The sequence below is a fragment of the Cupriavidus sp. 05T41 genome, assembly GCF_056396525.1.
Genome location: NZ_JBFTLQ010000011.1, coordinates 133066 through 151193, shown reverse-complemented (window position 1 = coordinate 151193; position 18128 = coordinate 133066). Strand labels below are relative to the sequence as shown.

Annotated in this window: 15 protein-coding genes; 8 read left to right on the top strand and 7 right to left on the bottom strand. The window is 69.0% G+C overall.

Annotated features, from left to right (window positions below):
- Nucleotides 1–26: 26 nt before the first annotated feature.
- Nucleotides 27–995, bottom strand: coding sequence for a ferritin-like domain-containing protein (locus AC1DKV_RS09565; protein ID WP_441615000.1), 969 nt, complete (start codon nucleotides 993–995; stop codon nucleotides 27–29).
- A 364-nt stretch (nucleotides 996–1359) separates the two neighbouring features.
- Here AC1DKV_RS09565 and AC1DKV_RS09560 point away from each other — a divergent pair, with 364 nt between their 5' ends.
- A complete protein-coding gene (locus tag AC1DKV_RS09560) occupies nucleotides 1360–1647 on the top strand; it encodes a hypothetical protein (RefSeq protein WP_441614998.1) in 288 nt (95 codons plus the stop codon).
- Nucleotides 1648–1868: 221 nt separating this feature from the next.
- Here the strand turns inward: AC1DKV_RS09560 and AC1DKV_RS09555 are convergent, their stop codons facing one another.
- On the bottom strand, nucleotides 1869–3248 hold the full coding sequence (locus AC1DKV_RS09555; protein ID WP_441614996.1) for an amino acid permease: 1380 nt from the start codon (nucleotides 3246–3248) through the stop codon (nucleotides 1869–1871).
- A gap of 190 nt (nucleotides 3249–3438) precedes the next feature.
- Here AC1DKV_RS09555 and AC1DKV_RS09550 point away from each other — a divergent pair, with 190 nt between their 5' ends.
- On the top strand, nucleotides 3439–3585 hold the full coding sequence (locus AC1DKV_RS09550; protein ID WP_441614994.1) for a hypothetical protein: 147 nt from the start codon (nucleotides 3439–3441) through the stop codon (nucleotides 3583–3585).
- Nucleotides 3586–3610: 25 nt separating this feature from the next.
- Here the strand turns inward: AC1DKV_RS09550 and AC1DKV_RS09545 are convergent, their stop codons facing one another.
- On the bottom strand, nucleotides 3611–4405 hold the full coding sequence (locus AC1DKV_RS09545; RefSeq protein WP_441614992.1) for a helix-turn-helix transcriptional regulator: 795 nt from the start codon (nucleotides 4403–4405) through the stop codon (nucleotides 3611–3613).
- A complete protein-coding gene (locus AC1DKV_RS09540) occupies nucleotides 4389–5333 on the bottom strand; it encodes a DMT family transporter (protein ID WP_441614990.1) in 945 nt (314 codons plus the stop codon). The genes AC1DKV_RS09545 and AC1DKV_RS09540 overlap by 17 nt, the downstream gene beginning before the upstream one ends.
- Before the next feature lie 210 nt (nucleotides 5334–5543).
- Here AC1DKV_RS09540 and surE point away from each other — a divergent pair, with 210 nt between their 5' ends.
- Nucleotides 5544–6317 carry a 5'/3'-nucleotidase SurE gene (gene surE, locus AC1DKV_RS09535; protein WP_441614988.1) on the top strand — a complete coding sequence of 258 codons (774 nt, stop codon included), beginning with the start codon at nucleotides 5544–5546 and terminating at the stop codon, nucleotides 6315–6317.
- Between the two features lie 77 nt (nucleotides 6318–6394).
- The gene (locus tag AC1DKV_RS09530) at nucleotides 6395–7309 is read left to right on the top strand and encodes a LysR family transcriptional regulator (protein ID WP_441614986.1); all 915 of its coding nucleotides are present in this window, start codon (nucleotides 6395–6397) and stop codon (nucleotides 7307–7309) included.
- A gap of 148 nt (nucleotides 7310–7457) precedes the next feature.
- Here the strand turns inward: AC1DKV_RS09530 and AC1DKV_RS09525 are convergent, their stop codons facing one another.
- The 3 genes from AC1DKV_RS09525 to AC1DKV_RS09515 form a co-directional block, all read right to left on the bottom strand.
- On the bottom strand, nucleotides 7458–7661 hold the full coding sequence (locus AC1DKV_RS09525; RefSeq protein WP_441614984.1) for a hypothetical protein: 204 nt from the start codon (nucleotides 7659–7661) through the stop codon (nucleotides 7458–7460).
- A 274-nt stretch (nucleotides 7662–7935) separates the two neighbouring features.
- Complete coding sequence (locus AC1DKV_RS09520; protein ID WP_441614982.1) at nucleotides 7936–8184, bottom strand: nickel-binding protein; 249 nt, start codon at nucleotides 8182–8184, stop codon at nucleotides 7936–7938.
- 42 nt (nucleotides 8185–8226) lie between these two features.
- Nucleotides 8227–11490: an ATP-binding protein gene (locus AC1DKV_RS09515; RefSeq protein WP_477137597.1), complete on the bottom strand. Its 3264-nt coding sequence runs from the start codon at nucleotides 11488–11490 to the stop codon at nucleotides 8227–8229.
- Nucleotides 11491–11705: 215 nt separating this feature from the next.
- Between AC1DKV_RS09515 and AC1DKV_RS09510 the strand changes: the two genes are divergently transcribed.
- The 4 genes from AC1DKV_RS09510 (at nucleotide 11706) to AC1DKV_RS09495 (ending at nucleotide 17967) form a co-directional block, all read left to right on the top strand.
- Nucleotides 11706–12761, top strand: coding sequence for a class I SAM-dependent methyltransferase (locus AC1DKV_RS09510; RefSeq protein WP_441614978.1), 1056 nt, complete (start codon nucleotides 11706–11708; stop codon nucleotides 12759–12761).
- A gap of 146 nt (nucleotides 12762–12907) precedes the next feature.
- Entirely contained in the window at nucleotides 12908–13930 is a 1023-nt protein-coding gene (locus AC1DKV_RS09505; protein ID WP_441614976.1) for a helix-turn-helix domain-containing protein, read from the top strand.
- 138 nt (nucleotides 13931–14068) lie between these two features.
- Nucleotides 14069–15559, top strand: a complete 1491-nt coding sequence (styD, locus tag AC1DKV_RS09500; protein WP_441614974.1) for a phenylacetaldehyde dehydrogenase StyD — start codon at nucleotides 14069–14071, stop codon at nucleotides 15557–15559.
- Nucleotides 15560–15777: 218 nt separating this feature from the next.
- Nucleotides 15778–17967, top strand: coding sequence for a PQQ-dependent dehydrogenase, methanol/ethanol family (locus tag AC1DKV_RS09495; RefSeq protein WP_441614972.1), 2190 nt, complete (start codon nucleotides 15778–15780; stop codon nucleotides 17965–17967).
- The last annotated feature ends 161 nt before the right edge of the window (nucleotides 17968–18128 follow it).

Genomic DNA, 18128 nt, shown 5'->3' with positions numbered 1-18128 from the left:
GGGGATATAAGTGAATTAAGCCGCGCTTAGCGCAGCCATCGCCGCGCGAGCCGGGCCAGTCTGGGCACCGTCTCGGGACGCAGCAGGCGGGGATCATAGCCTGCCATGCGTTTTTCGTTCTCGCTCAGGCAGAGTTCGATCATCTCGCGCGCGGACATGGTATTGCCCAGCGCGGCCGAACTGTTCATCGGGAAATTGGCGTCCTTGGCCGAGCCGTCGGCCTCGATGCTGCGGGCCATGCCGATGCGCTCCTTGATCAGGAACAGCCATACCCGCAGCACCTTGAGCATGTACAGGGGGCGTCGCCACCAGGGCAGGCTGCGGCGGTACCAGGCCGCCCAGTTGATGAAGAACAGGATATGGCGGCCTTCTTCCTGGATGACCGGCTCAAAGGTTTCCACCAGTTCGGCGGGGAAGAATCCCGATTTCCTGGCGGCGGCAAACAGGCCGAAGGCGAAAAAACTGTCGATGCACTCGCTGTAGCCGGTGGCGAGCCAGCCCCATTCCAGGTCGGCCGGCGGCAGGTACTCCGGCTCCGGTTCCAGCGCAATGCCGTACGCCTCCACCAGCCGCGATAACACCACCTTGTGGCGCGCCTCTTCGCTGCTATCCATCTCCAGCGCACTGCGCAGCAGCGGATCGGCCACGGTATCGGCAAACGCCTTGACGCGCACCGACGCACGGCCTTCGGTCTGCACGGCGATATCCCAGATCGGCAGGGAGGTGACGCGGTGCAGGGCATCGGGATCGAGCCGGGGCCAGTCGATCACGGCGGGTTTGTAGGGGTTATGCGTCTGCAGCAGCATATTGCAGAACATGCGCAAGTGCTGCTGCGACCCGATGCGGACCGGTCCGGGCTCGGGATCGGTCCAGTTGCGCATGTCGTAGTCCGCTTGATCGACCGCGGCTTTCGCGATGGTGGCTGCGACGGCAGTTGCCCGGGCCTCTGCACCGGATGCGTCGGTTCTGCTGGGTGCGGCAAGCGCGTCAGACATCCGGCTCCCCTGGCAATTGATGATTCGCGGTCATTCTAGCGTGGCCCGGGCCCCCGCGTGTGCGTGAGAGGCATCAGAGGGCGCGCATGCCAGCCGGGGAGCGGGTTCCCGGTGCGCCGGCGGCGCTTGGGCATGCCCGCCGGCGCCGGCGAGCCGGCAAGGCCCATCGATTGCGTCGCCAGTCGCGGGATGCGTTTGGGGCAGACATGTATTTGGGATATTTCTCACACAGCTTTGCGAAATAACCTAGTAACCCGCCGCCTCGACTGGTCTCAAATTGCCTTGGGTTTTAGCGGCGCTATCAACAAAAGTACCGATACGGCGTCGATTTCGAAAATCGAAGGATAACGAAGTCGGAGAAATCATGGATCTGCTGGATACGGAGGAAGCGAGCCGAATCACCATCACGGACCTTGGACGGCTCACCCAGGTGCTGAAGTGCGACTACGACGCGATCGTGACAAGCCAGGGCGACGGCTTCTGGCGGGTGCAGTTCCTGCTGGGCGGGCACATTTATATGCTGGGCACCGTGCGCGGCAGCATCCGGCGATGGCGCCAGCTCGACGCGGTGATCGCCTTCCTGCAGTCCAATTGCCGCGACAGCAAGCAGGTCCGGCTGCAAATCGGCCAGTGGATTTTTTCAAGGAGCTAGCTTATGCGTATCGGACGCGCAGACAGGCGATTCAGGCGAAGACGTTAATCCTGCCTTTATCCTTATTCACCGGGTTTAGGAATTCACGCCAGGGAACTGGCAGGCCACGGCCGGAAATCAAGACGCCCCTGCGATCTTTCGATCGGCAGGGGCGTCTTGCTGCTGAATCACGCCAGCACAGCCTCACGCCGCGTGGCCGCGAGGCGCCGCCGGCGCAACGCTCAGGCCTGGTATTGCACCGGCTCGCGGGACTGCATGCCCAGGCGGTAGTACAGCACCGTGAGTAGCACCAGCCATGCCGGGCCGATGTACAGCGCGATGCGCGTGTCGGGGAAGTAGGCCATCAGCGCCACCACGAGGCCGAGGAAGGCCAGCGCGATCCACGAGCCATAGGGCCAGAACGGCATGCGGAAGGCAAGCTTGCCGCGTTCGGCCGCCGACAGGCCCCGGCGAAAGTTCATCTGCGTGACCAGGATCACCGCCCAGGTCCAGATGGCGCCGAAGGTGGAGATCGAGGTCACCCACACGAACACCTTTTCCGGCACCAGGTAGTTCAGCAGCACGCCGCACAGCAGGGCGGCGATCGACACCAGCAGTGCGCGGCGCGGCACGCCATTGCGGTCCACCACGGCGAAGGCGCGCGGCGCCTGGCCTTGCTGGGCGAGGTTGTAGAGCATGCGGCCGGTGCTGAAGATGCCGCCGTTGCACGACGACAGCGCGGCGGTCAGCACCACGAAGTTGATGATGCCGGCGGCGGTCTTGATGCCCAGGCGCTCGAAGGTCATCACGAAGGGGCTGCCCTGCGTGCCGAGTTCGTTCCACGGGTAGATGGCGAGGATCACGAACAGCGCGCCCACGTAGAAGATCAGGATGCGCCAGAACACGGAGTTGATCGCGCCGGGAATCGACTTCTGCGGGTTCCTGGCCTCGCCGGCGGTCAGGCCGATCATTTCCACGCCGAGGTACGCGAACATCACCATCTGCAGGGACATCAGCACGCCGGTGGCGCCATTGGGCATGAAGCCGCCGTGCTGCCACAGGTTGGAGAGGCCCACGGCCACGCCGCCGTTGCCGAAGCCGGCCACGATCATGCCGGTGCCGCCGATCAGCATCAGCACGATGGTCACGATCTTGATCATGGCGAACCAGAACTCGAACTCGCCGTAGGCCTTGACCGCCAGCAGGTTGACCGAGCCCATCGAGGCCAGCGCGGCCAGCGCCCAGATCCAGCGCGGCACGTCGGGGAACCAGATGCCCATGTAGATGGCCACGGCCGTGATTTCGGCGATGCAGGTCACCAGCCACAGGAACCAGTAGTTCCAGCCGGTCAGGTAGCCGGCGAGCGGCCCCATGTAGTCCTGCGCGTAGCGGCAGAAGGAGCCTGCCACCGGGTTGTGCACGGCCATCTCGCCAAGCGCGCGCATGATCAGGAAAATCATGGCGCCGCCGATGATATAGGCCAGCATGATGGCCGGTCCCGCCATCTTGATGGCGTTGGCCGAGCCCAGGAACAGGCCGACGCCGATGGCCGAGCCCAGCGCCATCAGCCTGATCTGGCGTTCGCCCAGGCCGCGGTGCAGTGCTTCTGCTTTTTCACTCATTGATTGTCTCCGGTCGGTAATCGTCCGGCGCCGCCCTGGGTAAGGGCGGGCCGGTTGCTTCCAGACTTCCGCCGGACGGGTCGCGCAGGTGATGCGCGCCCGCCCGGCACCGCAAATGACAGGGCCATGCCGGGTAGGCATGTCCTGCCGTCAACCATGCAAACTACGCAATTGCCTGTCTGGAGATTCCGTGCCTGCGATCAGTCAATGCAGTGATGCGGTGCTGTTGAGCGGAAGTGGCGAGCAGATTAAAGACAATCGATCAGTATTTGTTTGTGAAATTTTGGCATCAAGCAGTAATAAATCCTGCGACGATGGTTTGGAGGTGCCTTTTTAGGCGCTTATGCGATGTGCGTGATGCGCTATGCGCGCGCGCCGGCGCTGCGCCATGCGCCCGGCGGCATGCCGAAACGCTGGGTAAAGCGGCGCGTGAAGGTGGTCTGGTCGGGAAAGCCGAGCATCAGCGCGATGTCTGCCAGGCCCTGGCTGTGGTCGGCAAGCAGGTGCGTGGCGTGGTCCAGCCGCAGGCGGGTCTGGTAACGGTGCGGCGTGTCGCCGAAGGCTTCGCAGAACAGGGTGTGGAAGCGCCGCACGCTCCAGCCGAAATGGGCCGCAAGCTGGCCGGCGCCCAGTGGCGCGTCGAGATGCCGGCGCAGGTAGGCGTCGATCTGCGCCACGGGAAAGGGGGCGAACTGGCCGCGTCCCGGCACGCCCAGGCCTTGCGCCAGGTCGCCCGCAAGCACGGTGGCCAGCTGCCAGTGATATTGGCGGGATGTGCTTCGACCCGGGGCTTGCGGCAGGGCGGCAATGCGCCGCACGCGCTCGGCCCAGCTATCGGCGACGGCAAAGGCCCGGGCGTGCCCGGTCAGCGCCGCGGGCAGCGCCAGCGAGCCCGGCGGCACGTCCAGCACCAGCTGGCGGTTGTCCGGCAGGCCGAGGAAGTCATGGCGCTCGCCAGCGGGGACGATCAGCCCGCTGCCGCGATCGAGCCGGTGCAGGTGGCCATCGATCTCCAGCTCGCTGGCGCCGTCCAGGCCGAACAGGACCTGGGCGTAGCCATGCCGATGCCAGTCTGGCTCCGGCTCGTAGATACGGGTCTCCACCAGCGGCGCCGGGCCTGCCAGCGAGGGTGCGGCGGCTTTATCGCGCGGTGGCATGGCCGGTACTTCCGCGCGGCGCGGCGCGCTGGCTGGTCTGGCAAAGCCACACCCCGAGCCCGGCCACGGCGAGCCCCAGCAACTGCAGGGCGCCAAGCCTGTCGCCGAACAGCAGCCACGCCTGCAGCGCGGCCAGCGGCGGCGCCAGGAACATCAGCGAGGCGGCGGTCGCCGCCTGGCCGCGCCGGACGATGCGCAGCAGGAGATAGGTGCCGGCGCCGGAAAGCACCAGCGCCGCCCAGCCCAGCGCCGACCACAGGGCCAGGCCGGGCTGCCAGTGCGTCTCCCCGAGCAGCCAGGCCAGCGCGCCGGCCACCAGGGCGCCGCCCACGTTTTGCCACGCCGAACTGGCGCGCAGGTCGGCCGTGGCAATCGAGGTCTTCTGCAGGATGGTGCCCATGGTGATGGAAAGGATGGAAAGCAAGGCCACCAGCACCACCCAGGGCGAGACCGGGCTCGGCGCGCTGGCCAGGGTGGCGGGAGCCACCACCAATACTACGCCGAGCGAACCCAGCGCAAGGCCGCCCCAGCCCTGGCGCGACGGGAACTCGCCCAGCAGCGGGATCGCCAGCAGCGCCGTCAGCAGCGGCTGCAAGGCCCCGAGCAAGGCCATCGCCGAAGGCGCAAGCCCGTGCGCGATGGCCCAATAGCCGCCGCACAGATAGCTGCCGTGCAGCAGCGCGCCCGCCAGCAGGTGTTTCGGGACGTCGCGCAGTGCCGGCCAGCGCGCGCCGCCGGCCAGCGCGACAATCGCGAACATCAGCGCCGCCAGGCCGAAGCGGGCCAGCAGGAACAGGCTGGGTTGCGCCACCGGCACGATGGCCCGGCCCACGATGAAGCCGGTCGACCAGATCAGCACAAAGCCGAGGCTGGACAGCCAGGAAGAGGACAGCCAGGAAGAGGACAGGGGGAAGCGGGAGGGCGACATGGCATCGGCGCGGCGAGGCGCGCAAGGACAACGACGCGCGCAGCTTAGTGGGCCCGCCGCCGCGCCGTCTTGGCAAATCCGGCAATCGTGGCCAAAGGCCTTCGCTCACCGGCGAGCCGGCCGGCGCGGCCTGGGTTTATAGTTGCCGCTGGATTTTCGCCGGCGGCATTGCCGCCACGCCTTTCACCCTTGCCCATTTTTCCTCCGCCCATGTCCGAACCCCTGCTGGATCGCGTCCTCCTCACCAATGACGATGGCATCGATGCCCCCGGCCTGGCCGTGCTAGAAGCCGTGGCCGCCACGCTGGCGCGCGAAGTCTGGGTCGTCGCGCCCGAGCACGACCAGAGCGGCACTTCCCATTCGATCAGCCTGCACGCGCCGCTGCGCTTCAGCCAGCAAGGCGAGCGCCGCTTCGGCGTCAGCGGCACGCCGGGCGACTGCGTGGTCATGGCCGCGCGCCACCTGATGGCCGACGCCCCGCCCAGCCTGGTCCTCTCCGGCATCAATCGCGGCGCCAACCTTGGCCTCGAGACCGTGTTCTCCGGCACCGTGGGCGCCGCCATGACCGGCATCCTGCTGGGCATTCCGTCCATCGCGCTGAGCCAGGCTTTCACCGACCGCAACGCCGTGCGCTGGGAAACCGCCCGCGCCCTGGCCCCGGACGTCATCCGCCGCCTGCTCGCCGCCGGCTGGAGCGACCAGGCCTGCCTGAACGTCAACTTCCCCGACGTCGATCCCGATGCCGCCGGCCCGCTCACCGTCACGCGGCAGGGCCTTGGCCTGGTCAAGGACATCGCCGTGCGGGCGCATGTCGACCCGCGCGGCATTCCCTACCACTGGCTGCAATTCTCGCGCGCGCCGCGGCCCGACACGCAGGACAGCGAAGCCGTGGTGATCGGCCGGGGCGGGATTTCGGTGACGCCGCTGCGCTTCGAGCGCACCGATGACGAGGCGGCGCAGGGGCTGGTGGGGCGCCTGGCCTGAGGCAAGGCGCGTGGTGCAGGATCGGCTTTGGTTTGATAATGTGGCAATTCTGCATGCCCTTATCAATCCAGCTTTGAATGTACTCACTCGACGACCTCAAGCTCTTCGTCCGCACCGCCGAGCTTGAAAACCTCTCGGCCGCGGCGCGCGAGCTCGGGCGTACGGCCGCCACCGCGAGCGCGGCGCTGATCCGCCTGGAGCACCGCCTGAGCGCGCGGCTGTTCGCGCGGACCACCCGCCGCATGCGGCTGACCGAGGAGGGGCGGGTGTTCCTGGAGGCGGCGCGCAAGGCGCTGGCGGCCCTCGAGGAGGGCGAGGGCGCGCTGGCGGAGCAGCGCGAGGAACTGGCCGGTGCGCTGCGGCTGTCGGCGCCGGCCGACCTCGGACGCACCTTGCTGCGCGGCTGGCTGGACGATTTCCTGCTGGCGCACCCGCAGCTTTCGCTGGAGCTGTCGGTGGGCGACACGCTGGCCGACCTGTATCGCAGCAACGTCGACCTGGCGGTGCGGGTGGGATGGCTGGAGGATTCCGGCCTGGTGCGACGCCAGCTTGCGCTTACGCGTCGCGTGGCGGTGGCCGCGCCGGCCTATCTGGCCGCGCATGGCACCCCGGCTTCGCCCGAAGCGCTGGCGCAGCACCAGATGCTGTGCCTGGCGCCCGGCGGGCAGTCGCGCATGCGCTGGCCGTTCCGGTCGCGGCAGGCGCGGCTCGAAGTCGAAGCGAGCGGGCGGCGCACCAGCGACGACGGCGCCGTGGTGCGCGACTGGGCGCTGGCGGGCCACGGCATCGCGTTCAAGAACTGGTTCGATGTGGCCGCCGACGTGAGCACCGGGCGCCTGGTGCTGCTGTTTCCCGGCTGGTACGAAGACAGCATTCCCCTGCAGCTGGTGTTCCTGCAGAGCCGGTTTCCATCCTACCGGCAGCGACGCCTGATCGAGTTCCTGCAGGTCCGATTTGCGGCGTTCGACACGGAGTACCCTTTCCCGGGCTAGCTTTCCCGTCGCATCCGCGCTCCGTGGCGGGCGGTTCGCAGTGGCGCGATATATATCGCAACGTGATGTAAATGGGGCGCGATTCGACGACGGGAAGCGACGCTGCGAGGGGATCGCCGGGCCGCTCGCGCGCCCGGCATTGTCTGTTTCACTGGCTTGCCGCGCGCCCGGCTCCGAGGTCGCGCCACAAGGACGCGTCGTGCGATCCGGTCTCGCCGAAATAGCAGAGTATGGCGGTGCCGCTCCCGTATTCGGTGTCGCGCACGGTGAACGCACCCGACAGGCAGATGAACATGGTCATGCCAGCCAGGACGGCAAGCAGGCACAGTGTAAGTAGCGACAGTTTTTGCATGGCTAACCTTCAGGCGGTCATCGGGGGCGCGGGAGCCGGACCCATCGGCGCGCATCCCGTTCGTCAATAGCCGCTTGCCTGTCTGTTTTCTCCGTGGGGCACGGTTGTCAGAAGCGGCGCTCCTGCACCATTACGCATTTCTCGTGCCGGAGGCGGTGGTGGGGAAAAAGCACCACGTTGTGCGCCAGGAGCGGCCTGCCGCCAGCAAGCTGTTGGCCGCCGGCAGACAGGTTTTGCGCATTGTGTGCGTTGCGCGGCGACAGCGTGGCGCCGCTCACTCCACCACGTCGCCAACCCATACGCGGTCGAAGCTGGCCGCGGCCTCGTGCTGGATCTTGCGTACCGTCTCGGCGTCCGCGGCTTCGTACTCGCAGACCATGCGCTTGCGGTCGGAGGCGATCAGGCTGCGTTTCCAGGTGACGTTGTAGAGCGCGAGGCACGGGCGCTCGCGGTCGGCCACGATCTTCATGTCCTCATCGGACTGGGGCGTGGCAAAGCTGCGTTCAACGATGATGCGTGACATGGCGGGACTCCTTGCCGTGGTGAAAACATCCATGCCTCTAGGCTAGTGTCCCAGCGTTGGCGCGAGCGTTGGAATGGCTCGGCATGCCTGAAGGGCACGATCCAGCGCCGCCGCGGCGCGCGCGCTGCAGCGGTGCCCGGTCAGCAACCAGCGCAGCTCGCCCAGCAGCGCCGCCGCGCCTGCCGCATCGCCGGCCGCGGCGGCCAGCTGCGCCAGGCAGGCCGTGGCGACCGCCATCTCGGTCAGCCTGCGCACGGCGCGGGCAGCTTCCAGCGCCTCGCTTGCACAGGCGTGGGCCGCGTCCCGCTGGCCCTGTCCGAGCGCGATTGCCGCTGCTGCGTTGAGTGCGTAGGCCAGGTGTGCCTTGTCGTCCATCGCACGCAGCGCCGCGTGCGATGCCGCCAGCACGCCCGCGGCCTCTGCCCGTTCTTGCTCACCATCCGTGCCGGGCCGCAGCGCGGCCAGCGCGCCGAGCGCGCGGGCGAACGGCGCGTCGGCCTCGTCGCATTCGGGTGCCGGCGAGCCATCCGCCGCACCCGGCGTGCGCATGCGCTGGGCGGCCCGCCCGATCTCGGCGCAGCACGCCGTGACGTCATCGAAGCGGCCGAGCTCGAAGGCAATGGTGGCCAGCCAGACCAGGCATTCGTACTCGCGCCAGTGATCCTGGCGCTGCCGGGAGAGCGCAACGGCGCAAGCGACGTGCCCATGCGCGGCTGCCAGGTCACCGTCCACGCGGGCCAGCAGGCCGTGGCCCCACATCAGTTCCGTCACCTGGAGGTCGAGCGTGTCGGCGAGCGGGTCGGCCTCGGCCAGCATGGCGCGCGCGCGCGGCAGGTCGGCTTCCACTTCGAGCAGGCAGCGGGCCGTGTTGGCGAGCTGCTGGCAGCGCGTGGCGGCATCGGCCTTGCGCGTCATGCGCTCGGCCTCCAGCGTGCACTGGCGGGCCCCCCCGGTGTCGTTGCGTTGCTGGTACAGCCACGAGAGGATATGCAGGCCCGCCGCGGCCTCCTCGTGCAGCGACAGGGCCTGCGCGGCGCCGATGGCGTCTTCCAGCGCGCCGCACAGCGCGGGCAGCCGCCGTGCACCGGCTGCCGTGGCGGCCACGGCCCGCAGCTTCAGCAGTCCGATGGCCAGGCGCACGCGGGCGGCGCCCGGCGGCAGCTGTCCGAGCTGCGCGAGGCCGCGTTCGGCCACCGCCGCGGCCTCGTCGTTGGCATACACGCACAGGCAATGCTGGCCCGCCGCCAGGCAGGCCTGCGCGGCCAGCGGCGCATCGCCGGCAAGGCTGGCGTGGTGGGCCAGCTCGCCATGCAGGCGGGGGTCGTCCGCGCAGGCCGCGGCCAGTTGCTGCGCGATCAGGCGATGGATTTCGCGGCGGCGCGGCGGGGAGATGGCGCGGTAGGCTGCCTGGCGCACCACATCGTGGCTAAAGTCGAAATGGCCTTCGCCGGTGGGCTTGAGCAGGCCGCGCCGCTCCAGCTGCGAGAGGCTGTCGAGCATCTGGGCGAGCGGCACACCCGAGATATCCGCCAGCAGCCTTGGCCGCACTTCGCGCCCGAGCGCGGAGGCACGCGTGAGCAGCTCGTGCGCAACGGGATCGAGCGCGTCCAGGCGCTCTGCGATCAGTGTGTCGAGCGTGCGGCGCGGCAGGCGGCCGTCGCCGGCATCGTCGCGCGCCGGCTGGCGCGCGCGGGCGAGCTCGATGACGAACAGCGGATTGCCGCCGCTGTCGCGCGCGACCGCCAGGGGATCCATCGCGGCGCCTGCCGGGCCGAGCAGGGCCGCGACATCGGGCGCTTCCAGCGGTGCCAGCGGCATGCGCAGCAGGCGTGCCTCGCGGGCAAGCGAATGGAGCATGCCCTTGGCCCACGGATTGTCGTCGATCTCGCCCGAGCGCGCGGCGCCGGCAAAGATCATGCGTGCGCCGGGCGCGAGCGTGCGGCACAGGAAGTGCAGCAGGGCCGCGGAGCCCTCGTCGAGCCAGTGCAGGTCATCCAGCGCCAGCGCGAGCGGCTGCGCGGCGGCGAGCGCTTGCAGCAGGCTGGCTGCGGCACCGAACAGCTGCTCGCGGCTGCCTTCGCGGACGGTGCCGGCCATGCTGGCAGGGTTGCCCGCGCCGGTCGCCAGCAGCGGCGCCGCGAGCTGCGCGGCGGCCGGCACATCGTCGGCGCCGATGCCACGCAGGGTATCGAGCCAGAGCCCGTAGGGCCGCACCATCTCGGCCTCGTAGCAGCGGCCGCGGAGCACGCGCAGGCCGGCAGCCGCGGCGCTGGCGGCGAAGTGGTCGAGCAGCCGGGTCTTGCCGAGGCCTGGTTCCCCGAGAAAGAGCAAGAGCGCCTGCCTGTCCGCGCCGCCGGCGACAAGGCGCGCGATGGCCCGGCATTCGGACTGCCGTCCTGTCAAAGGCATTGACTGCGGGTCGGGCTCCGGATCGGGCTGCGGATCGGGCCGTGCAGCGACAGGGGCGTCGGCCAGCCCGGCCAGCTCGGCAGCCTGCGCGTCGGTGCCCGATGCGCCCAGGGCGTGCATTTCGCGGCGCGCATGGTGGATGGCTGCATCGAGCGGTCCGCCGGCCGGCGCTGACAGCTCGCGCCGCAACATGTCGCGCGCATAGGTGTAGTGCTGCTCGGCATCCGGGTAGCGCCCGGCCGCTGCCAGCAGGGCGACCAGCGTGGCGTGCGCGGATTCGGTGAGCGGATCGGCGGCCACCATGGCCCGGCCGTAGGGCAGGGCCAGGGCAGGCGTGGCGTGCAGGCGTGCAACCAGCTCGGCGAGCACGGCCCGGCGCAGGGCGTCGTAGCGCTCGCGCCGCGCCGTGCACCAGTGATAGAAGCGATAGCAGTTGGCCAGGTCCAGGCCGGCGAGGAATTCGCCCTTCAGCAGGGCGGCTGCTTCCTCCAGTGCGGCAAGCGATGTTGTCTGCGGCCCCGCGGCAAGCAGCACCTCGACGCGCGCGATGTCGATCGCCGCACCGTGCGCGGCAAAGGCCACGCGCTCGCGGTCGGCAACCAGCCTGGTGATGCCGCCCGCGCCAGACACGCCCGCCTGGTCCACCAGCGGACGAAGCTTGGTGAGGCTCCAGCGCAAGGCGGCGCGCGGGTCGTCGGGGCCTTCCCAGAGCAAGTCGCACAAGACCTGCCGCGATTGGGCAGTGCCCTCGGCCACCAGGTAGCCAAGCAGGGCGCGGGTGCGCCGGGAGGCGGGCAGTGTCAGCGGGGCGCCCTGGCGGGTCACGCATACATCACCCAGCAGGCGGATTTCCAGGCCGGCGATGGTCTGCGCTGAAGCGAGATCGGTGGCCCTCACGCTGCTGCCTCCTGCCGTGATTCCAACCGTGATTCCAACGATGCCGGCCGATATTGGATGCGGTAGGGCGCGCCAGCGGGCCTGCGGCACCGCGATGCCGCGCCGCACCGGCAGCGCTCCCAGAAAAAGTAGCACACGGGTAGTGCCACCGCCAGCGGCCCGTGGCCGCCCCGCGGTCGCCCCGTCTCCTCCCACCCGCCATCAAGGAGTCCGCCATGGCACTCGACGAAAGCAAGCTGAACGCATTCATGGGCAACTTCGTGCACGATCTCGGCGCCGTGATGCACGCCGCGACCATCGTGGTCGGGGACAAGCTCGGGCTGTACAAGGCGCTGGCCGGCAAGGCGCTGAGCGCGCAGGAGCTGGCGCACGATACCGGCACCGATGCGCGCTACGTGCGCGAGTGGCTGTCGGCCCAGGCCGCCAGCGGCTTCGTGGAATACGATCCGGCCACCGGGCAGTTCCACCTGAGCGAGGAGCAGGCCTTCGCGCTGACCGTGGAAGGCGGGCCGGCCTTCATCCCGGGCGCGTTCGAAATCGCCGTGGCGCAGTTCAAGGCCATTCCCAGGATCATCGAGGCATTCCGCTCCGGCGCCGGCCTCGGCTGGCACGAGCATGACGCCGCGCTGTTCCACGGCACCGAGCGCTTTTTCCGGCCCGGCTACGCCGCGCACCTGGTGACCGACTGGATCCCGGCGCTGGAGGGCGTGGGCGCGCGCCTGGAAGCGGGCGCCAGCGTGGCCGACATCGGCTGCGGGCACGGCGCGTCCACCATCATCCTGGCGCAGGCCTATCCCAACTCCACCTTCCACGGTTTCGATTACCACGAGCCCTCGATCCGCTATGCCGGCGAAGCCGCGCAGCGCGCCGGCGTGGCGGACCGGGTCACGTTCGAGGTGGCCAGCGCCAAGGACTTCCCCGGCAGCGGCTACGACCTGGCGGCGATGTTCGACTGCCTGCACGACATGGGCGACCCCGTGGGCGCCTCGCACCATGTGTGGAACAGCCTCAAGCCCGATGGCACCTGGATGATCGTGGAGCCGTTCGCGCAGGACCGGCTCGAGGAGAACCTCAATCCCGTGGGGCGCATCTTCTATTCGGCGTCCACCTTCATCTGCACGCCGGCTTCGCGCGCGCAGGAAGGCGCGATGTGCCTTGGCGCGCAGGCGGGCGAGCAGCGCATCCGCGAGGTGGTGACGCGCGGCGGCTTCCGGCATTTCCGGCGGGCCACGGAAACGCCGTTCAACCTGATCTACGAGGCGCGCCCCTAGCGCAGGCGAAGCCGTGCGGGCCTTCGGCCGGGTAATTGTTCCCATTGTCTGCCTACCGGCTTTCCATTAGGCTTGTGATCCGCTTTCGGCCCTGCCGGCACGACGGTTTCACCGCCGCCGGCAGCCCCGGTCCCTGGAGATGCCCGATGCCAGCCGTGCAATGCCTGCCGCAGATCTCGTCCCGCATGAATGGCCTGAGCTTCGAGCAATGGCGCCAGGCGATCGACACCAGCTTCCTGCCGCTGGAATATTCGCGCCAGGGCAGCGGACGTTTTCATTGCAGCTTCAGCTATGCGCGCTTCGGCGCCTGCGCGGTGGCGGACCTGGAGGTCGACGCGCATCGCGTGGCGCGCGAGCCGCGCCACGCGGCGGCATCGGATGCCGGCTTCTTCAAGATCTTCTGGCAACTGAACGGGCACAGCCGCGTGGCGCAGCGCGGCAACGAGGCTGCGCTCGGCGCGGGCATGTGGTCGATCTACGATACCGCGCAGCCCTACAGCATCGAAATGGGTGAGCGCAGCCGCGTGCTGGTGTTGCTGGTGCCGCAGGAGCGCGCTTTCGGCTGGCGCGACGCAGCCGCGAGCCTGGGAGGCCAGGCCTTGCCGGGCGAAGGGGCGGCGCGCATCGCGGTATCGGCGCTGGGCGCGCTGCTCCATGACACCTGTGCCGGCCACCTGCTGGATCACCAGGGCCAGACCGTGCTGCAGGATTCGGTGGTATCGCTGATGGAAACCGCGCTGCAGGGCGTGCATGCGGCGGCCCGGCCGGCCGCCGGCGATGCGGCCGGCGCCGCCATGGCGAGCCACCTGGGCGAGGGGCGCCTGCACCGCCTGGCCGAGTTCATCGATGCCCACCTGCATGATCCCGAGCTCTCGGTGCAGCGGCTGGCCTCGGTGCTCAACGTTTCGCGCCGCACGCTGTACAACCTGTTCCGCGAGGCCGGCCTGACGCCCCATGCCTACATCTTGTCGCGCCGGCTGCGACAGGCCGCGCAGCGCCTGTCCGGCGAGGCGGGGCGCAGCATCACCGAGATCGCCTTCGCGCTCGGCTTTGCCGATGCCGCGCATTTCAGCCGCGTGTTCCACGAGCGCTTTGGCATGAGCCCCTCGCAATGGCGGCAGCGGCATGCGGGCGCCGCCCGGCCCGCCCGTGTTGCGCTGCCGCACTGATCCGCGCCATTCCCTGCTTCACGCGCGCTTGCACGCATCGGCAAGCATTGTGCACGGCCAGACAAGCCACGCCCCAAGGCGCGATGCTAACTTCGTTCTCCACAACAAGGCGCAAGCCGACATCCACCGGAGACGAAGATGAATGCACCCAAGGAAGCCCGCAACAACCTGGATCAGGCCATCCGCAATGCCATGCTGATCGACGGCGAATGGCGCCAGGCCGCCTCGGGCGAGACCTTCGCCGTGTTCGATCCCGCCACGGGCGAGGCGATCGCACGCGTGCCGGCGGGTGGCGCGGCAGATATCGATGCCGCCGTGGCCGCCGCCGCGCGTGCCTTTGCGGGCGGCGCCTGGCGCGCCATGGTGCCGGCCCAGCGCGAGCGGCTGCTGCTCAAGCTCGCCGACCTGGTGGAACTGCACGCCGACGAACTGGCGCGGCTGGAGACGCTCAACAACGGCAAGCTGCTGGCCTTCGCCCAAGGGCTGGAGGTGGCAGGCAGCGCGCAATGGCTGCGCTATATGGCGGGGTGGGCCACCAAGATCGAAGGCAGCACGCTCGATATCTCGGTGCCGTTCCCGCCGGGTACGCGCTATAGCGCTTCGACGCGGCGCACGCCGGTGGGCGTGGTGGGCGCCATCGTGCCGTGGAATTTCCCGCTGCTGATGGCGGTGTGGAAGATCGCGCCGGCGCTGGCGTGCGGCTGCACGGTGGTGCTCAAGCCGGCCGAGGAGACGCCGCTGACTGCGCTGCGGCTGGCCGAGCTGGCGCTCGAGGCGGGATTCCCGGCGGGCGTGTTCAATGTGGTCACCGGAGACGGCTCGACCGGCGCGGCGCTGGTCGGGCATCCCGGCGTGAACAAGATCACCTTCACCGGCTCCACCGAGGTAGGCCGCCTGATCGGGGCGCGCTGCGGCCAGGATATCCGCCGTGTATCGCTGGAGCTGGGCGGCAAGAGCCCGGTCATCGTGCTGGACGATTGCGATCCGGCAAACGCCATCGCCGGCGCGGCCGCCGCCATCTTCCTCAACCAGGGGCAGGTGTGCACGGCCGGCTCGCGCCTCTACGTGGCGCGCCGCCACTACGAGCAGGTGGTCGAAGGGCTGGGCAAGGTGGCCAACGCCACGGTGCTGGGCTCCGGGCTCGATCCGGCCAGCCAGATGGGGCCGCTGGTGTCGGCGCGCCAGCGCGACAAGGTCATGGGCCTGATCGGCACGGGGCGCAGCGAAGGCGCGGAGATCATCGCGGGCGGCACCGCGCCGGACCGTCCAGGCTATTTCGTGCGGCCCACGGTGGTGGCCAACGCGGCCTGCAAGGACCTGACGCTGGTGCGCGAAGAAGTGTTCGGGCCGGTCGTGGTGGCCATGCCGTTCGACGATCCGCAGGCTGTCCTGGCCGAGGCCAACCGCTCGGAGTACGGTCTCGGCGCCAGCATCTGGAGCAACGACCTGCGCGCCGTGCAGCGCCTGGTGGACGGGCTCGATGCCGGCACGGTCTGGGTCAACACGCACAACATCGTCGACCCCAATATGCCGTTCGGCGGCTACAAGGCGTCTGGCGTGGGCCGCGAGCATGGCTACTCGGCCATCGAGTCCTATACCGAGCTCAAGTCGGTCTGCATGGCCTACTGAGGGGCGCCGCCGCGCACCCGGCCTTTGCCGGGCGACCGGGCCGACGCCCTGCGGGTAATCCCGGGTATTTAAAAGGTGCGCGGTACGCACATGCTTAGGCCTGCTGCATGCGGCAGCGTGGCGGAGGAGGTCCGCCATGCTGCCGGCCCGCGGCCCCGGCAGCGCCTTTCGCATCCCCCCGAAGAATAAGCAAAAAAGCACAAGAGAGAGGAGACACGATGAGCCACGAATCCATGCGGGTTCTGTCATGCATTCTGTCGCGCGTTCTGCCGCGCGTTCTGTCACGCCATCGGCGCGCCGCGAGCGTGCTGCTGGCGGCTGCCGCGGCCGTGACGATGGCCGCGCCGGCCGCCGCGCAGGGCAAGCCCGCGGCCCGGACGGCCACGCCCGACCATATCCGCGCCGTCACCCGCAGCATCGACGGCGCCTTTATCGAGGCCAACGCAGCCAGGACGCCGGACTGGCCCAGCTATGGCCTGGATTACGCCGAGACCCGCTTCAGCCGGCTCTCCCAGATCAATGCCGACAACGTCAAGGGGCTCGGGCTGGTCTGGTCCTACAACCTCGAATCCACGCGCGGGGTCGAGGCCACGCCGCTGGTGGTGGATGGCATCATGTACGTCACCGCCTCGTGGAGCGTGGTGCATGCGGTCGACACGCGTAGCGGCAAGCGGCTCTGGAGCTTCGATCCCAAGGTCGACCGCTCGCTCGGCTACCGCGGTTGCTGCGATGTGGTCAACCGCGGGGTGGCGCTCTACCAGGGCAAGGTGTTCGTCGCCGCCTATGACGGCCGGCTGATCGCGCTGGACGCGTCGAACGGCCGCAAGGTGTGGGAGAAGGACACCATCATCGACCGCAAGCATTCCTACACCATCACCGGCGCGCCGCGTGTGTTCAAGGGCAAGGTCATCATCGGCAACGGCGGCGCCGAATACGGCGTGCGCGGCTATATCACCGCCTACGATGCCGGCACCGGCGAGCAGAAGTGGCGCTGGTTCACGGTGCCCGGCGACCCGTCGAAGCCGTTCGAGGACGAATCGATGGCGCAGGCCGCCAAGACCTGGGACCCGGCCGGCAAATGGTGGGAGGCTGGCGGCGGCGGCACCGCGTGGGACACGCTGGCCTTCGACCCGGAACTCAATCTCATGTACGTCGGCACCGGCAACGGCTCGCCGTGGTCGCGCAGCAAGCGCAGCCCGTCGGGTGGCGACAACCTGTACCTGGCGTCCATCGTCGCGCTCGATCCGGATACCGGCAAATACGTCTGGCACTACCAGGAAACGCCGGGCGACAACTGGGACTACACCTCCACCCAGCAGATGATCCTGGCCGACCTGAATATCGGCGGGCAGGCGCGCAAGGTCATCCTGCACGCGCCCAAGAACGGCTTCTTCTTCGTCATCGACCGCACCGACGGCAAGTTCATCTCGGCCAGGAACTTCGTCGACGTGAACTGGGCCAGCGGCTACGACCAGAACGGACGCCCGGTCGAGTTGCCGGCCGCGCGCCAGGGCGACAAGCCCTACGACGCCATCCCCGGCCCTTACGGCGCGCACAACTGGCACCCGATGTCGTTCAATCCGCAGACCGGCCTGGTCTACCTGCCGGCGCAGCATGTGCCGCTGAACCTGATGGACGACAAGAACTGGACCTTCAACGGCGGCCAGCCCGGCCAGCCGCACGGCAACGTGGGCTGGAACACGGCCAAGATCCTCAATGCCGAACCGCCCGCCAGCAAGCCCTTCGGCCGCCTGATCGCGTGGGATCCGGTGCAGCAGAAGGCGGTATGGACCCAGGAACAGGTCTCGCCGTGGAATGGCGGCACGCTCACCACGGCGGGCAACCTGGTGTTCCAGGGCACGGCGGACGGGCGCTTCATCGCCTACGACGCCACCAGCGGCGCGAAGCTGTGGGAGTCGCCCACCGGCACCGGCGTGATCGCGGCGCCGGTCAGCTATATGGTGGACGGCAAGCAGTACGTGTCCGTCGCGGTGGGCTGGGGCGGCGTGTACGGCCAGGCGCAGCGCGCCACGGACCGCCAGGGGCCGGGCACGGTGTACACCTTCGCGATAGGCGGCAAGGCGCCGCTGCCGGCCTTTGCGCAGTACCGCGCGGACCAGTTGCTGTCGGGCGTGAAGTACGATCACGCCAGTGTCGCCGCCGGCACCGCGCTCTACGTCAGCAACTGCGTGCTGTGCCACGGCGTGCCGGGGGTGGACCGCGGCGGCAATATTCCCAACCTGGGCTATATGAACACCGCCTATATTCAAAATCTGGACAAATTCGTCTTCAAGGGGCCCGCCATGGCGCGCGGCATGCCGGATTTCACCGGCAAGCTGAGCATGGAGGACGTCGAGAAGATCAAGGCGTTCATCCAGGGCACCGCCGACGCGATCCGGCCCAAATGAGACGCTGCGCGACCCCTGGCGGAATGCGGCAACGGCGGCAAGGGATCCGATCAACGAACGCAGGGCGGGCACATGGTTGGTGACGGGGCGCGCGGCGCGCAGGGCGGCAAGCGGGTGTGCGGGCTCGCCCGGCCACGCGCGGGGCAGCACCGGTGCCCTCG